Consider the following 14,265-nt stretch of genomic DNA (forward strand, 5'->3'; position numbering starts at 1 on the left):
CGCCACTCCCCTGCGGCCACCCTGGCGCCACCCACAGGCGGGCCGCCGTACGGGCCGCGTACGGGGGCCGGGAGCGGGGGCCGTCAGCCGACCGATTCTGCCTCTCGGGGACGGCCCGGCTTGAGGGTCAAATCGGGCACCAAATGGGCGGGCAATCGGGGCCGGTGGCCGAGGTCTTTTGCGAGGTCATCGACGTGTACGCCGGGGGGTGTTTTCTGGCGTCCGGCGATGCGGAATTTCATCTGGTCGCGGACGGTGATTCCGGCCCGCTCCAGCAGTTCGATCATGTCTTTTCGGTCGAAGCTGGCGGGCACTCCCCGGCTGTGCATTTCGGCGACCAGGTCATCGACCGGGACGCCCTTCCCTTTCGCGTCCCTGTGACCGGCTGCTCCGGACGCCGCGAGTTCTTCCACCCATTTCCGGATCGATTCGCGCTGTACCGGCCAGGGGTCCTCTTCTGGTTCCTCTTCTGCGTCCTCCTCCCCCGCCTCCGTTTCAAGATCGTCCGGGGTCTTCCCCGCCGTTTCTTGATCGTCTTGGGGTGCGGCGGGCTGGGGTGCGGCGGCGAGTGCGGCCACGATCCAGCCGACGACGAGGACGCTCACGATGATCGGGCGGTACGGGCGGAGCGCGACGAGGACGGGCTCGCCGACGGCGATTAGGCCACCGACGGCGACAAGGCCGACCAGGAGCAGCATCGCCGCCTGCTCCATGCGGTCGGCGCCCGTCTTCGCCGCCGCGGCGGCCTTCGGCGGAACCTTCTTCCCTGGGGCCGGCTGCTTGCGGGGCTCGGCGTCGGCGGGTTCGTCCTGTTCCTGGTCGTCGCCTTCGTCGGCCTTCGCCGCAGCGGCGGTCTTGCCGGTGGGGGCGGGAGCGGCGGCCCCAGCACCGCCGCTCGCCTTGGCGGCCGACCGGGCCGCGCGCAGGAGGCCGCGCAGGATCAGCCGCAGCAGGACGACGGAGCCGGCGAACAAGTCCCGCGCGAGCCTCTTGGGCTGCAGGACCTCCATGACCTGGTCGACGGCGCTCATCCGAGCTTCGCGATCTGCGCGATGCCCATGCGGACGATGTTCACGAAGATGCCCCAGACGCCGCCTGCCGTGCCGTAGGCGACGGCGGCGGCGATGCCGAGGACGGCCGGGTACACCTTCTTCTTCCAGCTCGGGCCGAAGGTGAGCAGGGTGAGGAAGAGGGCGATGCCGCCCTGGCCGGGGTTGCCGAGGCCGCTGCCGTTGCCGAACAGGGAGGGGGCGACTCCCCCGACGCCGTTCGCCATGTCGCCCCAGACCCCACCGGCGGCCACCCAGATCGTGCCGGTGACGATCCCCCACCATGCGGCCTGCTTCTTGTTCTGGATCTTGACGAAGTCGGAGCCGCGCACGCCGAAGACGAGGGCGGTTCCAGCTCCGAGGGCCAGGCCTGACACGGTGATCGTGCCGAGGATGGCGCCGCCGCTCATGGCGGGGACGGCGTCCGGGGCGGCAAGCATCAAAGACACGTCGAGCCTTTCAGACGACGGGGCCGGGCGCGTACAGCGCGGTGGCCAGCAGGGCGGAGGCGAGGGGGATGCGGACGACCCAGCGGCCGATCCAGTGCCAGCTGCGGGTGCGCCGGTCGATCAGCCAGTACAGGCCGCCGCACATGCCGCCCGCGGTGAGCAGGAGGCTGATCGCGTTGGGGCCGAGGCCCCATTCGGTGCCGTAGTGGTTGAGGTAGGCGACCGGGACGGGGGCCAGGCGGCGGCCGATCTCTGCGGCCCCGGCGATGATGAGCGCGCGGGAGACGGGCGGGACGGGCAGGATGCGCCGCACGGCGGGCCAGCGGGTCACCCACCAGGCGCCGTATCCGGCGGCGACTGCGCTGACGAGCTGGAAGATGCCGACCGCGCCGTGCTCGGCGGCGGGCAGGAATTCCTCCAGCATTGGGACCAGGCCGACGCCGTAGCCGACGCCGGCGGCGGACAGGTTGAACGCGATGATCCGCATGCTGTGGTCGTCGGTCGCCGCGGCGAACCGGGAGCGCACCGCCGACCGCTTTGTGCCCGCGGGAACCTTTTCGATGGGACCGCCCGGCGCGGGCGACGGCGCGACCGGAGCCCGCAGCATGCGCCGCTTCCTGCTCGTCTTGGTCGCTGTCCCGGCCAGGGTGGTCTCGTCAGCGTCCTCGCCGTCGTCGGCGGTCTCCTCCTCGACGTCCTGGTCCTCGTCTTCGGGCGTGGAGTGGTCCGGGTCGACGGGCATCTGCGGGCCGTCGTCGCCGTGCAGCTCGTCCAGGGAGGGCCGCTCGCTGTTCCACCAGTCCGGCACGCGGGGCTGGCTCGGGGGCGTGGACGGCGGCGGAGGCGGTGCCCCGGTCCCGTCCGGCTCGTCATCGCGCGGGTCGGCGTGGCCGACGGGGCGGACGCCGAGGCCGTCCATGACGCGCTTCAGCATCTTCTCCCGGGGAGTCATCGACGCCACCCCATCGCCGCAGTGATCGCGTAGATGGCGTGAACGAACGGCATGGCGATGAGCGAGAGCAGCGCCCACGCACCGACCCAGAAGAACGGGACAGCCAGGGCGCGCGTGGGCATGACGCGGACGAGGATCAGGCAGGCGAAGAACGTGATCAGCAGGGCGCAGACCATCGGAGATCGCTTTCGGGTGGTGGCGGTCAAAGGGTCAGGGGGCGCCGTGGCGGACGCGCTGGACGATCGAGGCGGCCAGCAGCAGCCACGCGACGGCGGAGACGAGGAGGACGAGCCAGCGGCAGCGGCGACCGGGGTGGCCGGTCACCAGTCGGCCCAGTGCCACATGGAGGCGAGGAGGGCGATGACGGCCACGAACCGGCCCAGCCACCGCTCCCCCTCGTCCCGGCTGACGTGGGCGAGGAAGAGGCCGCCGAGTCCGGCGACCTGCATGACGTAGATCAGGGGCGGCACGGTCACTCTCCGAGGTAGGGCGGCAGCACGCGGGCCGCGGTGTCGGCGAGCCGCGCGGCACGGTTCGTGTGGAGCTTCTTGCGGTCGGCCGTGCGCAGGACGTCGCAGATGTCGGCGGCCGGGACCAGGCGCAGGCCCTGGAACCGCAGCCGCTCACCGCTGCGCATCGGGCCGTCCATGACGGCGATGGCCTCGGGTCGGACACCGAGGAGCGTTTCCACGGCCTGGGTGCCGCGCTTCAGGCCGCCGAGCCAGTCGGTGACGTCCTGCAGCTGGCCGCCGGGGCGGCCGCGGTAGAGCCGGCCGCCAAGGATGGACAGCCGGCGGCTGGCGTCCCAGCTCTTGGGGTCGAGGAGGTACACCCAGCCGCGCGGGCTGATGGCGAGCAAGTCGATGTTCGTGCGCATCCCGGGGATGCTGCGGTCCGCCAGGAACACCCAGCCCTCGCGGACGAGGTCCTGCAGCAGCTCGAAGACGAGCCGCTCCCCCTCGGCGCCGCGCTCCCACTTCTGGGCGTTGGCCTCCGCGTGGGTGTGGATGCCGAGGGCAGTCGCCAGCCGAACCAGCGGGGTGCGTAACTGCCGCGCCCGGGCGGCGGCCGAGGCCCCAGCGCCTGTGATCTGGCGGCCGGGGCCGCGGTAGCGCCACCAGCAGTAGGCGGCGACCGCGGCCCCGAACAGCAGGACGGTGCGCATCAGGCCGTCTTCCTTCGCTTCTTCAGCTCGCGGTCACGGGTACGGCGCACGGTGTTCTGCAGGTCGGGCCGGTCGCCGTGGACCTGGCGGACGGCGTCCGTCAGTGCTCTCAGCTCGGTCTCGTCCAGCGGCGCGTCGGCAGCCCATGCGGGGTTCTTGTCGAGCAGGTCGCGGACCGTCGCGGCGATCGACTGGCCGATGGGGTGCGCTCCCCCGGCCGGTGGCGCAGGCGGCGGGGTCTGCTGGCCGGTGGGTACGCCCGTGCCCACCGGCTGGGCGGGCTGGACCGGGGCGGCCGGGGGCACCGGCGCGGGCGGCTGTCCGGGCACCGTCTTGGACAGGGACGGGCCGTGTCCGGACGGCGGCGGCACCGGCGGCGTGGGCGGCTCGGGCGGCGTCTGGACGGCCTGTCCAGACGCCTCGGCCGCCTGTCCGGACGTGTCCGGCGCGGCGATCTGCGGGGCCTGGGCCTGCGTCAGGATTGCCTCGGCCGCCCGGAACTCCGGCGACTCCACAGCCCGCATGGCGTTGGACCGCCGGTTCAGGCGGGCCAGGCGAGTGCCGAGCAGGAACCGCCCGGCGATCGCCTGCTCCTCCTGGGCGACCCAGTGCGCGACGCCCGGGTCGAGGTTCACCCGGTCCAGGCCCATCACCAGGAACCACAGGCCCTTGGCAAGCAGGTCGAGGCACGAGCCGACGACGCCGGCGGGCAGCTGGTGCAGCTGGTCCCCGTACGTGATGACCGACCCCATGCTGATGATGAGGGCCACCCATCCGCCGACTCGTGCCTGCTGCGCCCGCGTGGCGTCGACCCGCTCGATGTGCTCCACGCCCAGGCAGGCCAGCCACGAGGACGTGAAGACGACGCCCACCGCGTACGCGACGGCCGGGTGCAGCATCCGGGACAGCAGCCCGCCGATGCTGGCCGTCGTCCCCGCCGCAGCCAGGACCGTGACGACGATCGCCACGCCCGTGACCCCGCGCCGAATGATCTCGTCCCAGTCGCGCGGCGGGAGGGCCACGTACGTGGTGTACGGCACGCGCCGCGTGGACGGGCGACCGTCGATGACGGTCGTCTCCTCCCGCTCCCGCGTGACCTTCCTGTAGCGCACGCCCGGCTGCCGGGGCTGCGGCGTCTCGGGTGTCTGGGACATGGCTTGCCCTTCGGGCTCGTGGATCGGTCAGGAGGCCCGGGCCGCCGCCCCGAGGGGGAAGTGCGACGGACGGCCCGGGCCGGTCTCAGGGGTTGATGCCAGGGGCAGGAGGCTCGAACGGTCCCCGCTTGCTGCGGCGGCCCCGTTCCCTGCTTGCCGCCACCTCGGCGGGCGTGCGCCGCCTGTCGCGGTCGGAGATCGCCTGCACGGCCGCCGCCTGATCGGCCGCGCGCCGCCTCCCAGCGGCCTGCTGCTTCTGGCGCAGCTCCTGGGCCAGGGCACGGTCATCGCCCGGGCGAAGGGAGCGCAGGAAGTCACGGGCGCCCATCAGCGGCCACCCCCCGCCAGGGCCAGGACGAGACCGCCCTGCCACCAGCCGCCGCAGCGCCCGCAGACGAGCTGCCCGTTCTCTTCCTTCATGGGCTGTCCGCAGCAGTTCACCGGGCACCCCCCGGGTTCTGAGCGGACGTGTTGTTGCCGTCGATCCGGGCGTTGTCCTGGCCCATACGGACCGTGCCGCTCTCCCGCTGCTGACGGCCGGCCGCGTACGCCTCGCGGGCCCGTTGCTGCTCGGACTGGGCACTCACAGGGCACCCGCCTTCGGCTCCTGCCGGGGGGCCGGGATCGTCGGGATCACGCGCCGGTTGTCGTCGGCGGTCCAGTCGTAGCCGAGCCGCTGCGCGGCCTGAGCGACCGTCACCGCGAACTCCACGCGGGTCACGCCTGCGGGCACCTCGCCGACCGTCTTCAGCGCCATGCGCGAGACGTTCACCCCGCCGCCGTGGCAGGACCGGCCAGCCTGCTCGTACGCCTTCGCGCCCACCAGGACGGCGAAGTCGATCCCGTCGAGAGTCTCGCCCGGCTCGTTCGTCGCGAGGTCTCCCGCGACATTTGCGAGGACCTCCGCGGCCTTGGACTCGTGTTCACCGGTGACGTCCCGGTTCACAGGCGGGCGCGCCTCAGTAATCTTTGCCATGCGTCAGCTCCATCTGACGTGGCCCCCGGTCGGCGTTTCCTAGGCCCCGACCGGGGGCCGACTTGTAGCCGCAACATCGTGTTGCTTGCCCGACTGTATGGGACCCCCATACAGTCGGGCAAGCGGCCACGTCGAAAAGGAACCGGATGGCCGATGAGCAGGCGGGTGTGGACGAGGAGGCGCAGAGAGTGTTCGACGCGTTGCGCGACCTCATGGCAATGGAGGACGAGGGCGCCCGCGCCCGCGCGATCAGCGCCGTCTTGCGCGAGCAGCAGAGCCTGGTGAAGACCCTCAGCGGCATCCGCCGGGAGTACGTACTGAAGAAGCGGGCCGAGAAAGTCTCGGTGCGCAACCTGGCTGCCGAGCTTCGCGTGTCGCCGTCCACGATCCAGGACATCGAGCGTGGCTACTCCGGGTCCGGCAAGGCCCGGCCACGGAAGGCGAAGGATGCAGACGAAGGGGACAGCAGGAACAGTTAGGCCGGCGGCGGTCTACCGCCTCTGGGGCGCCGACGGGGGTCTGCTCTACATCGGGTCCTCGTACAACCCGGACCACCGATGCCTGAGCCACCACAGCAAGCCCTGGTGGTCAGAGGTGACGTCGCGCACCGACGAGTGGCACGAATCCCGCGCCGCCGCGTACGGCGCGGAGTTCGACGCCATCGTGGCCGAGAATCCAACGCACAACGTGTACGGCACCGGCAGGGGCAGCGAGGCGACCCGCAGACAGGCCGAGCTGAGCCGAGTGCGCGGTGCCGTGCAGAGCGAGGCATACAGGTTGGAGAAGCGGGTCCGCGAGGAGGCCAAGGCTGCGGGCGCGGACCACCGAGACGCGCGGAATCGAGGCAGGCAGGCTTTCATCGACTTCCTGGACGCCTCCGGCGTCTTTCAGGACTGGGTCGAGCGGTTGCGCGATCGGCAGCGGCCGGACTGGGCGACCAGGCTGGCGACGTAGCCCGACTAGCACGAAGCCCCCCGTCGCTACGGAGCAACAGGGGGCTTCTGCATGGACGCCGACGGTTGCTCGGTCATCGACAGGACGCTTCCTGGAAGTTCCGGTACGGAGGGTAGCGGGGTGGTCGCTCTGCGGGTTTGTCGCCGTACAGCGCCCCCGCCTCCCCGCTCTTGGATTCAGGGGCGCTGCTGCGGTGGGGGCGGCCGGGCACTACGGGGGGAGGTAGGCGCCCGGCCGCCGGGGGGTCGGGCGACCCTAGCGGGGCGTGGGGTGTGGGCCCGCGGGGCTACGGCGTTATGGGTGCCTGGTCCTGGCATGTTCGTTGTGTCCGGACATCGTCCGGACGGGTCGTCCGGGGTGCACCCGTTGGCATACACCGGATGCATATTCGAACTCGTGACCGATTCGCCTTCTCGTCTGGATCTTCTGCTGTTCGCGCGGCGCGTGCTGGTCCAGCAGCACGCGGCAGCGCTGGCGCAGGTCGACGGGTGGATCGCCGAGGAGCGGCGGCGGGAGTCGGCCCGGCGGCATGCGGTCGAGCGGGAGCAGCAGCGGCCCGAGTGGCTCGTCCAGTTCGGCCTCAACCGGCAGAACGTCGACTCGGTGCACGTGGGTGACTGCTGGGCGGCGAAGAAGTCCGGGCGGTGCCGGCCGGTGTCACGGGACCAGGCGGTGGAGGCGCTGCAGCATCACGTCTCGCCGTGTGTCCACTGCCGTCCGGACACTGTCCTCGGCTTCCCGGGATAGCCGAGGGGCGGACTGGCGGCCGCGGTCGCAGGCTGTCGGTGTGGAGTTCCCCGTTCAGGTCGCGCTCGCGCAGCTGGTGCCGACGCTGCCGACGGGGCCGCGGTGGTGGTTCGAGATCAAGCTAGATGGCCACCGGACGGTTCTGTGGCGGACAGCGGACAGCGTGCGCCTGCAGGCTCGGTCCGGGCGGGACGTGACCGCGTCGTGGATGGACCTTGCGGCCGAGGGCATGGCGCTGCCGCCTGGGGTCGTGCTGGACGGTGAGGCCGTCGTCGTGGTGGGTGGTGAGATCTCGTTCGGGGCTGCGCAGGCGCGGGCGGCGTCGTCGCCGGCCCGGGCGGCGCGGCTGGCCGAGGCGCATCCGGCGCTGCTGGTCGTGTGGGATGTGCTGGCGCTGCCGACCGGGGACGTCCGGGCGCGGCCGTACGAGTGGCGGCGCGGGGCCATGCTCGATGTGTTGGCCGGGTTGCCGTCGCCGTCGAGGATTCAGGCGGTGTCGGCGACGGATGACCGCGAGGTGGCGCAGGCTTGGTACGACTCGCTGCGGGGCACCGGTGTTGAGGGCGTTGTGGCCAAGCCGGGCGGCTCGCCGTACCGGGCGGGCCGCTCGTCGGGGTGGCAGAAGGTCAGGCATGCGGAGACGGTGGACGCCGAGGTCGTCGGCTACACGGGTGCACCGTTGCGGCCGAGGACGCTGGCGGTCCGCCTGCCGGACGGGCGTACGGCGCTGTCGCAGCGGATCGGTGCCCGGTTGGTCGCCGAGGTCGCCCCGTACCTGGCGACCGCCGCGGTGGCGGGGCGGGCGCGGACGTCGGCGGGCGACGCCTACACCGCGGCGGTGCCGGGTCTCACGGTGGAGGTCCTGGCCGGGACCACGCGTCACGCGGTGGTGACGGTGACCCGGCTCCGCTGAGCGAGGTCAGCCCGTGTAGGTGTCGAGGTATCCGGCCTTCCAGTCGGCCAGGGATCGCGGGTGCCACTGGATGGTGTGGGTCTTGCCAGCGAGCGGGAACCTCGGGCAGTGGACACCGTCCCATTGGTTCGTGAAGTGCCTCGGGCCGACCTCCGGGTCGTAGTACGCGGGCTGGGCACAGTGGGTGCACACGGTGACCTGGCCGGTGAACACCTGGAAGGGGCTGTCCGCGCGCAGTCGCCCGCACCTCCATGGCATCGGGGAGTCGGTGCTCGGGTACCGCTCCTTGACGTGCTCCAGGGACTGCCAGTCCCATTTCATGCGGAGCACGCTGGCGGCGGACGGGTACGCCGGGCAGAACACTTCTTGCTCGGCGAAGTGGCTGGCGCCGCTGGTGCTGTCGTAGGCCGGCTGCCCGCAGGTGACGCAGATGCCGATGTCGCCCTTGTAGGTGCGGATGCTGGCGCCGGGTGCCGCGAGGGCCTTGCGGCGGCCCTGCGTGTAGCGGGTGTCTGCGCTGGCTGCGGCGGCGCGGTTGTCCAGCTTGCGGCGGCGGTTGCGAGTCATCGCGAGGTCCTCCCTGGCACGCCCACGCCCGCGCCGAAGCGAGGAAAAGTCTGATGGTTGTGCGCGATTCGGAGAACCTTCTCCGCCTACGGGGGCGTGGGTGCTGTTCCGCGGGGAGTCTGGCGTGCGCGCCGCCTCGGCGGGATCTTACACACGCCGCTCTCGCCTGTGGGCCGTTTAGCGCGCCAGGTTATCCACAGGCCGTCACGCATCTCGCTTATCGGTCGTACGGTGCTGCCCTTGGTTGATCACGAGCACGGGGGTGCGCGATGCAGTACAGCGTGGACTTGGCGTTCCATGTAGAGGAGGCGCTGGGCGAGCTTCCCGAGGACGGCCGCCGGGAGGTCATGGAGACGATCGCCTCGGTACTGGTCCGGCCTGATGAGTGGCCGACGGCCGGGAGCTGGGAGGGTGCCCTGTGGTTCGGGGCGCGCTCGTGGATCCAGTTCGTCGCCTACCGCGACGGTATCGAGGTCGTGAACGTGGGCTGGGCGAGCTGAGGGCAGTGGGGTCGCTCGTGGGGTCAACGCGTGGCGTGCATTCACGTCAGGCGGGCAAGTGGGGGCGCTGCAGCCGCTACTGTGGCGGCTCGTCTGATCTCCGTTTGCCGAGGAGCAGCCCCGATGCACAGCGCTCCATTCCGTCTCGTCGTCACGGGCGGCGGGACCGGTGGACACACGTACCCCGCGCTGACCGCCGTGCGCACGCTGCAGGCCCGGCTCGCCGGGGAGGGCCGAGCGCTCGAGACTCTGTGGATCGGCGCCGCTGACGGCCTGGAGGCACGTGTGGCCCCGGCGGAGGGCATCGCCTTCACCGCGGTGGCGACGGGCAAAGTCCGCCGCTCGAAGAACCCGCTCAAGATGGTGTCGCCGGCGAACGTGCGGGACATGGCGCGGGTGCCGCTCGGCGTGATCCAAGCCCGTCGCGCGATCGACCAGTTCCGGCCGGATGTGGTGCTGGCGACGGGCGGCTACGCGGCGGTCCCGGCCGGGCTGGCGGCGCGGATGTGTCACCGGCCGCTCGTGCTTCACGAGCAGACGGTGCGGCTGGGGCTGGCGAACCGGAAGCTGTCGGGGTCTGCTGCGCGGATCTGCGTGTCGTCGGAGTCGACGCTTGACCTGCTGTCGGAGTCGGCTCGCGCGGTTGCCGTGGTGACGGGGAATCCGGTGCGCCCGGAAGTCCTGGCCGGGCACGCGGACAAGGCGGTCCACGCGCTGCAGCTGTGGGGTTTCGACCGGAGCCTGCCGACGGTGTACGTCACGGGCGGGGCGCAGGGCTCGCAGCAGATCAACGAGCTGGTGGCCGCGGTGCTGCCGTGGCTGCTGCAGGCGGCGAACGTGGTGCACCAGTGCGGCCCGGCCAACGAGCAGGAGCTGCGGGCGCGGGCGGCTGAACTGCCGCCCGAGCTGACCGGCCGGTACCACCTGGCCGGGTTTGTAGGGCCTGAGCTGCCAGACGTGCTGGCGCTGGCCGACGTGGTGGTCTCCCGCAGCGGCGCGGGCACGCTGGCGGAGCTGACGGCGCTCGGCAAGCCGGCCGTGTTCGTGCCTCTGGCGTCGTCGGCTGGTAACGAGCAGGCGCACAACGCTCGGCATTTGCAGGGGGGCGGTGCCGCGGTCGCGTTGGAGGGCGAGGTGACGGCGGACCGGCTGCGGGGCGCGTTGGGTCCCCTCCTGGTCGATGCGGATCGCCGGAGGGGCATGGCGGAGCAGGCTCGCGCCTACGGCCGTCCAGACGCGGCGGACAGGCTCGTGGACGTGGTCCTGTCCGTTGCGGCTGGTCGGACGTGACGAAGCCGCCCGCCGGAACTCCCCGTGGCGGGCGGCTCGTGCCTGAGTGTGCAGAGATCAAGGTCGGCTGCGGCAACGGACGTGTCCTAGGCGGCTAGACGACACCGGCTCGACGCCGGCGGCGGGATTCGAACCCACGTCACGCTCTTGACAGGAGAAGTAGCCGCTTCCTGCGCACCTGCACGACCGTGACGGTAGCTCGGGCCGAGTCGGACGCGCACGCGGGTTTTCCGGTCGGCCGGGCCGCTCGACCGAGTGACCGCGGGCCGGTTTCTCCTCGGTGATCGCCTGTGCCGCCCTAGGGTGCGGGGCCGCGCATTGCACACCACGCACACCGAGGGGTCACAGCATGACCACATCCGACCAGCAGCAGCCTGCCCAGCAGTACGCGCAGCAGCCGCCGATCATCATCAACAACAACGTCGCTGCTTCGGCGTCCGCAGCGGCGTACGCGGGCGGCCGTGGACGTCGCCGGCGTCAGTCGTTCTGGGTGCACTTCTGGCTGTTCTGCCTGACGGCCGGGATCGGCAACGTGATCTATGCGATGTACATCAGCCGCTGGAACCGTGACCACGGCTGGTAGCCCGCGAACACGGCGAGGCCCTTCCCGTTCACGCCGGGAAGGGCCTCGTTGCTGTCCGGGGTCAGCGTAGCGTCAGCCTTGCCGGGGGCTGTCGTGTGGCTGTTTCGGCTCAGTTGGCGGCGTGAAGAGGGCCAGGGTCTTTCACCCAGCCCGCGAGCGCGGCGAGCATCGTGGTCCGGCTGGAGCGCCCGAAGCGGCCGAGGTGCTGCTGCTGGGCGATGTACTTCGCCGCGGTGATGACGTCGACGCGGAGCGCCTCGTAGGCGTCCGTCGCGCGCCGTGCACGCTCGAGGGCCCCGGCGAGCGCCGCGGTGCAGTCGGGTCGGCCGCACTCGTCGGCGGCGTACGGCGGCTGTTCGAGGACGTCGGTGGGGGCGTCCGGCTTGGGGCAGGACAGCATGGCGCAGGTGACGAACCCGCCGGAGCCGAGGAACAGGGATTCGCGGCGGCAGGCCGGGCAGATGCCCTGCACCTTGGGCATTCGTCCGGCTTCGGCGTCGGCGCGGGTCTCGCCGGCGAGGACCTGCCGCCACTTCTCCACGGTCTTGGTGGGCAGGTAGCCGGTACGGACGACCCTGCCGCCGACCATGGTCTGGATCGTGAAGCGGGCGAGGACGTCGCCGAGGGTGGCGGTCAAGTCGGCGTTGCGGCGGCGCAGTTCCTCGATGGCGCGTTGGGCGGCCTCGGCGGCGGCCAGGTGCTCGTGCACGGGGACTGTGCCGTGGACGAGGTGGAGCAGCCGAAGCGGGTTTTCGTCCACCTGGTCCGGGGCGCTGACCTGCGTCTCTGTGTCGCGCTGGACGAGCTCGGCGAGGCCTTCGCCGGGGGCGTCCATCTCCTTGTGCAGGAGGCCGAACGCCTCGGCGAAGGCGTGGTCGGCGAGGTGGCGGGGCACGGTGGTGCGGTACGCGAATCGGAACCCGGACGATCCGCTGTCCGGGCTGTCCGCGCGGGTGTCCTCGGACGCTGTCCGGACAGTGTCCGTGCTGGTCGGCCCGCTCTCGGTTTCGTCGCCGACGGGCGGGAAGGACAAGATCCCGCTAATGTCCGGACGGTCGTCCTCGGCTGTCCGGGCACTGTCCGGGCGGCTGGTCTCAGGCTGCTGCAGGGCGGCGTCGAGGGTGGCGCGGGCGCGCCGCTCGCCGTCGGCGTTGGTCTCGTCGCTGAACGTCCACGGTTCGCCGTCGGGGCTGCGGGCCAGGCTCCAGCCGGTGGCGCGGCCGAGGTCGTCGGTGTGCAGGGCGAGGGCGAGACCGCTCGGGTGGAACAGGGCGCTGTTGATCAGCCAGAGCAGGCCCGCGGTGGACAGCTCGGCGAACGGCCGGCCGTCGTCGGCCGTGTCGGCGGCTCGGCCCGGCTGGGTGCGTACGCACACGTCCTGTCCGCAGTCGCAGTTGGCGCACTTGGCGCAGAACGGCTGCTCCTTGTAGTTGCGGTAGGTGACGGGGGCTCGGTCGCACACGCAGCACTCGGCGAGCGCCAGGTCCACCTCGTTGCGGCAGGCTTCCCAGCCGCGCGCGTACATGCGGCCCTCGTGCCCTGACGGCACGAACCGCTCGGGGTGGCGGGGCACCGCGCGGACGCGTTCGATGGCGGCCTCGGCGCGCTGCCCGTCGAGCAGGTGCCTGTCGATGCGGTCGCGCAGCGGGATGCCCAGCAGGACGCCGAGGGCGTCAGTCCCGCTGGTGCGGCTTGTCCGGACAGTGTCCGGACGGCTGTCCTCGGGCGTCTTGGGGTCGGTCATCAGGTCTCCGGGGCGGGGTCGGTGGCGACCATGAAAGAGCGGTCGCAGTCGTCGTTGGGGCAGTTGACGACGTCGCTCCAGGCGTGCCGGGGGCGGGGCACTTCGCGGAGGGTGACGCCGTCGGGGATCAGGCACTGCTGGGCGCAGTCGAGGCGCCGGGGCTCGTCGGTCACGACTGCCACCATTCGGGGGCACCGCTGCGGATGAGGTTGACCAGCCAGTCGGGGCGCTGCGGGAGGGGCAGGTGCCATCCGTCGGGGCCGGTCGCCGCGGTGACGGTGACGGTGGGGGTGTTGTCGTTCAGCTGCTGCCAGGTGATGACGATCTCCTCTGAGGGGATCTCCATCTCCTCCTTGGCTTTGCTGTCGCTGGGCGTGAGCCGGTAGCTGCGGCTCGCCGTGCGCAGGGCGGCGACCTGTTCGATTGTGACCTTCATGCGGACTCCTCGGGCTGGGCGGGGGCGGGCTCGGGCTGGGCGGTCGGCGGGGGCCGGCCGGGGTTGTAGCGCCACAGCGGGTGGTCGGGGCGCGCGCGGACGTCGCACATCTCCAGCAGCTGGCTGGCGATGAACACGCGGACTTCGCGCGGCAGGTCGTACGGATACGGGCTGGCGTTGTCGACGGCGTGCGCGAGGGCCTCAACGGTCATGCCGGGCTCGCCGCCGGCCGTGGTCTGGCCGCTCCAGCCGAAGGGGGACTCGCCGCGGTCGGCGTCGACCACCAGCTCGGCCGCCAAACGCTCACGGCAGGTCACGGCCGTGGGGTCGCTGCTGATGCGGTGGCTAGCCACCTCGATCGGCGAACGGCCGCAGCACGGGGTGAGGCCCTGCCCGGGCGGCGGGCATGCGTGCACGATCTCGGGCTTGATCAACGGTTGCTCCGGTTGTGTGGGCACCAGTCGTCGTGAAGGCGGCCCATGGACGTCCACCACAGTTCGCAGGTGCAGGTTCGGGTTTGCGGGCGAGGTTCCTCGAGGGCTTGCAGGCTGGCCTCCCGGAGCATGGCCAGGAGGCAGACGAGGGCGACCACGTAAGCGCTGGTCGCATGCGACAGCGGGGCGTGGCTGCCGAGGAGGACGGCGCCCTTCGTCGCGGAGGCGAGGAAGACGACGCCGTACGCGACGAACGCCAGGCAGCCCACCCGGCTCACTGCGCCCACCGCCGCCAGGCACGCACGCAGCGGCGCGCGGATCCGACCGCGGCGGCCAGCAGCAGCGGCGACGC

Annotated in this window: 23 protein-coding genes and 1 tRNA gene; 7 read left to right on the forward strand and 17 right to left on the reverse strand. The window is 71.9% G+C overall.

The annotated features are described in order from the left end of the window. Positions 1-83 precede the first annotated feature (83 nt). The 10 genes from ACZ7OO_RS18335 to ACZ7OO_RS18380 all read right to left on the reverse strand — a co-directional run bounded on the left by ACZ7OO_RS18335 (position 84) and on the right by ACZ7OO_RS18380 (position 5,745). Complete coding sequence (locus ACZ7OO_RS18335; protein ID WP_471505785.1) at positions 84-1,031, reverse strand: hypothetical protein; 948 nt, start codon at positions 1,029-1,031, stop codon at positions 84-86. After that, positions 1,028-1,489, reverse strand: coding sequence for a hypothetical protein (locus tag ACZ7OO_RS18340; RefSeq protein ID WP_471505964.1), 462 nt, complete (start codon positions 1,487-1,489; stop codon positions 1,028-1,030). The genes ACZ7OO_RS18335 and ACZ7OO_RS18340 overlap by 4 nt, the downstream gene beginning before the upstream one ends. A 19-nt stretch (positions 1,490-1,508) precedes the next feature. Then, positions 1,509-2,450, reverse strand: a complete 942-nt coding sequence (locus tag ACZ7OO_RS18345; protein ID WP_471505786.1) for a hypothetical protein — start codon at positions 2,448-2,450, stop codon at positions 1,509-1,511. Then, the gene (locus ACZ7OO_RS18350; RefSeq protein WP_471505787.1) at positions 2,447-2,656 is read right to left on the reverse strand and encodes a hypothetical protein; all 210 of its coding nucleotides are present in this window, start codon (positions 2,654-2,656) and stop codon (positions 2,447-2,449) included. Before ACZ7OO_RS18350 ends, ACZ7OO_RS18345 begins: the two co-directional genes overlap by 4 nt. A gap of 114 nt (positions 2,657-2,770) precedes the next feature. Further along, positions 2,771-2,926, reverse strand: coding sequence for a hypothetical protein (locus ACZ7OO_RS18355; protein ID WP_471505788.1), 156 nt, complete (start codon positions 2,924-2,926; stop codon positions 2,771-2,773). After that, on the reverse strand, positions 2,923-3,615 hold the full coding sequence (locus tag ACZ7OO_RS18360; protein ID WP_471505789.1) for a nuclease-related domain-containing protein: 693 nt from the start codon (positions 3,613-3,615) through the stop codon (positions 2,923-2,925). Before ACZ7OO_RS18360 ends, ACZ7OO_RS18355 begins: the two co-directional genes overlap by 4 nt. Next, the gene (locus ACZ7OO_RS18365; protein ID WP_471505790.1) at positions 3,615-4,769 is read right to left on the reverse strand and encodes a hypothetical protein; all 1,155 of its coding nucleotides are present in this window, start codon (positions 4,767-4,769) and stop codon (positions 3,615-3,617) included. The genes ACZ7OO_RS18360 and ACZ7OO_RS18365 overlap by 1 nt, the downstream gene beginning before the upstream one ends. A gap of 85 nt (positions 4,770-4,854) precedes the next feature. Next, positions 4,855-5,097 carry a hypothetical protein gene (locus tag ACZ7OO_RS18370; protein ID WP_471505791.1) on the reverse strand — a complete coding sequence of 81 codons (243 nt, stop codon included), beginning with the start codon at positions 5,095-5,097 and terminating at the stop codon, positions 4,855-4,857. Positions 5,098-5,206: 109 nt separating this feature from the next. Further along, positions 5,207-5,356 (reverse strand): hypothetical protein, encoded by a 150-nt coding sequence (locus tag ACZ7OO_RS18375; RefSeq protein ID WP_471505792.1) that lies wholly within the window; start codon positions 5,354-5,356, stop codon positions 5,207-5,209. Beyond that, the gene (locus tag ACZ7OO_RS18380; RefSeq protein WP_471505793.1) at positions 5,353-5,745 is read right to left on the reverse strand and encodes a hypothetical protein; all 393 of its coding nucleotides are present in this window, start codon (positions 5,743-5,745) and stop codon (positions 5,353-5,355) included. The genes ACZ7OO_RS18375 and ACZ7OO_RS18380 overlap by 4 nt, the downstream gene beginning before the upstream one ends. A gap of 146 nt (positions 5,746-5,891) precedes the next feature. Between ACZ7OO_RS18380 and ACZ7OO_RS18385 the strand changes: the two genes are divergently transcribed. The 4 genes from ACZ7OO_RS18385 to ACZ7OO_RS18400 all read left to right on the forward strand — a co-directional run bounded on the left by ACZ7OO_RS18385 (position 5,892) and on the right by ACZ7OO_RS18400 (position 8,359). Beyond that, positions 5,892-6,224, forward strand: a complete 333-nt coding sequence (locus tag ACZ7OO_RS18385; RefSeq protein ID WP_471505794.1) for a hypothetical protein — start codon at positions 5,892-5,894, stop codon at positions 6,222-6,224. Beyond that, complete coding sequence (locus tag ACZ7OO_RS18390) at positions 6,193-6,699, forward strand: hypothetical protein (RefSeq protein WP_471505795.1); 507 nt, start codon at positions 6,193-6,195, stop codon at positions 6,697-6,699. The genes ACZ7OO_RS18385 and ACZ7OO_RS18390 overlap by 32 nt, the downstream gene beginning before the upstream one ends. A gap of 396 nt (positions 6,700-7,095) precedes the next feature. Further along, positions 7,096-7,446 (forward strand): DUF6233 domain-containing protein, encoded by a 351-nt coding sequence (locus tag ACZ7OO_RS18395; RefSeq protein ID WP_471505796.1) that lies wholly within the window; start codon positions 7,096-7,098, stop codon positions 7,444-7,446. Between the two features lie 40 nt (positions 7,447-7,486). Next, the gene (locus ACZ7OO_RS18400; RefSeq protein ID WP_471505797.1) at positions 7,487-8,359 is read left to right on the forward strand and encodes an ATP-dependent DNA ligase; all 873 of its coding nucleotides are present in this window, start codon (positions 7,487-7,489) and stop codon (positions 8,357-8,359) included. 6 nt (positions 8,360-8,365) lie between these two features. On the opposite strand, the gene ACZ7OO_RS18405 is transcribed toward ACZ7OO_RS18400, so the two are convergent. Beyond that, positions 8,366-8,926: a hypothetical protein gene (locus ACZ7OO_RS18405; RefSeq protein ID WP_471505798.1), complete on the reverse strand. Its 561-nt coding sequence runs from the start codon at positions 8,924-8,926 to the stop codon at positions 8,366-8,368. A 269-nt stretch (positions 8,927-9,195) separates the two neighbouring features. On the opposite strand from ACZ7OO_RS18405, the gene ACZ7OO_RS18410 reads away from it, so the two are divergent. Together ACZ7OO_RS18410 and ACZ7OO_RS18415 are read left to right on the forward strand one after the other, a co-directional pair. Beyond that, on the forward strand, positions 9,196-9,426 hold the full coding sequence (locus ACZ7OO_RS18410) for a hypothetical protein (protein WP_471505799.1): 231 nt from the start codon (positions 9,196-9,198) through the stop codon (positions 9,424-9,426). Positions 9,427-9,549: 123 nt separating this feature from the next. Then, positions 9,550-10,716 (forward strand): UDP-N-acetylglucosamine--N-acetylmuramyl-(pentapeptide) pyrophosphoryl-undecaprenol N-acetylglucosamine transferase, encoded by a 1,167-nt coding sequence (locus ACZ7OO_RS18415; protein WP_471505800.1) that lies wholly within the window; start codon positions 9,550-9,552, stop codon positions 10,714-10,716. Between the two features lie 113 nt (positions 10,717-10,829). Here the strand turns inward: ACZ7OO_RS18415 and ACZ7OO_RS18420 are convergent. Next, positions 10,830-10,898 (reverse strand) — tRNA-Ser (locus ACZ7OO_RS18420). Positions 10,899-11,065: 167 nt separating this feature from the next. Between ACZ7OO_RS18420 and ACZ7OO_RS18425 the strand changes: the two genes are divergently transcribed. Further along, positions 11,066-11,299, forward strand: a complete 234-nt coding sequence (locus tag ACZ7OO_RS18425; protein ID WP_471505801.1) for a DUF8108 domain-containing protein — start codon at positions 11,066-11,068, stop codon at positions 11,297-11,299. A 109-nt stretch (positions 11,300-11,408) separates the two neighbouring features. Here ACZ7OO_RS18425 and ACZ7OO_RS18430 read toward each other — a convergent pair whose 3' ends face one another. Genes ACZ7OO_RS18430 through ACZ7OO_RS18450 form a run of 5 tightly spaced genes read right to left on the reverse strand, consistent with a single transcriptional unit; the run spans position 11,409 to position 14,191 of the window. Further along, on the reverse strand, positions 11,409-13,043 hold the full coding sequence (locus tag ACZ7OO_RS18430; RefSeq protein ID WP_471505802.1) for a hypothetical protein: 1,635 nt from the start codon (positions 13,041-13,043) through the stop codon (positions 11,409-11,411). Next, positions 13,043-13,216, reverse strand: a complete 174-nt coding sequence (locus tag ACZ7OO_RS18435) for a hypothetical protein (protein ID WP_471505803.1) — start codon at positions 13,214-13,216, stop codon at positions 13,043-13,045. Before ACZ7OO_RS18435 ends, ACZ7OO_RS18430 begins: the two co-directional genes overlap by 1 nt. Further along, complete coding sequence (locus tag ACZ7OO_RS18440; RefSeq protein WP_471505804.1) at positions 13,213-13,479, reverse strand: hypothetical protein; 267 nt, start codon at positions 13,477-13,479, stop codon at positions 13,213-13,215. Before ACZ7OO_RS18440 ends, ACZ7OO_RS18435 begins: the two co-directional genes overlap by 4 nt. Then, entirely contained in the window at positions 13,476-13,913 is a 438-nt protein-coding gene (locus ACZ7OO_RS18445) for a hypothetical protein (protein WP_471505805.1), read from the reverse strand. Before ACZ7OO_RS18445 ends, ACZ7OO_RS18440 begins: the two co-directional genes overlap by 4 nt. Beyond that, a complete protein-coding gene (locus ACZ7OO_RS18450; protein ID WP_471505806.1) occupies positions 13,910-14,191 on the reverse strand; it encodes a hypothetical protein in 282 nt (93 codons plus the stop codon). Before ACZ7OO_RS18450 ends, ACZ7OO_RS18445 begins: the two co-directional genes overlap by 4 nt. Positions 14,192-14,265 lie beyond the last annotated feature (74 nt).

Source organism: Streptomyces sp. NPDC111744, assembly GCF_055634995.1.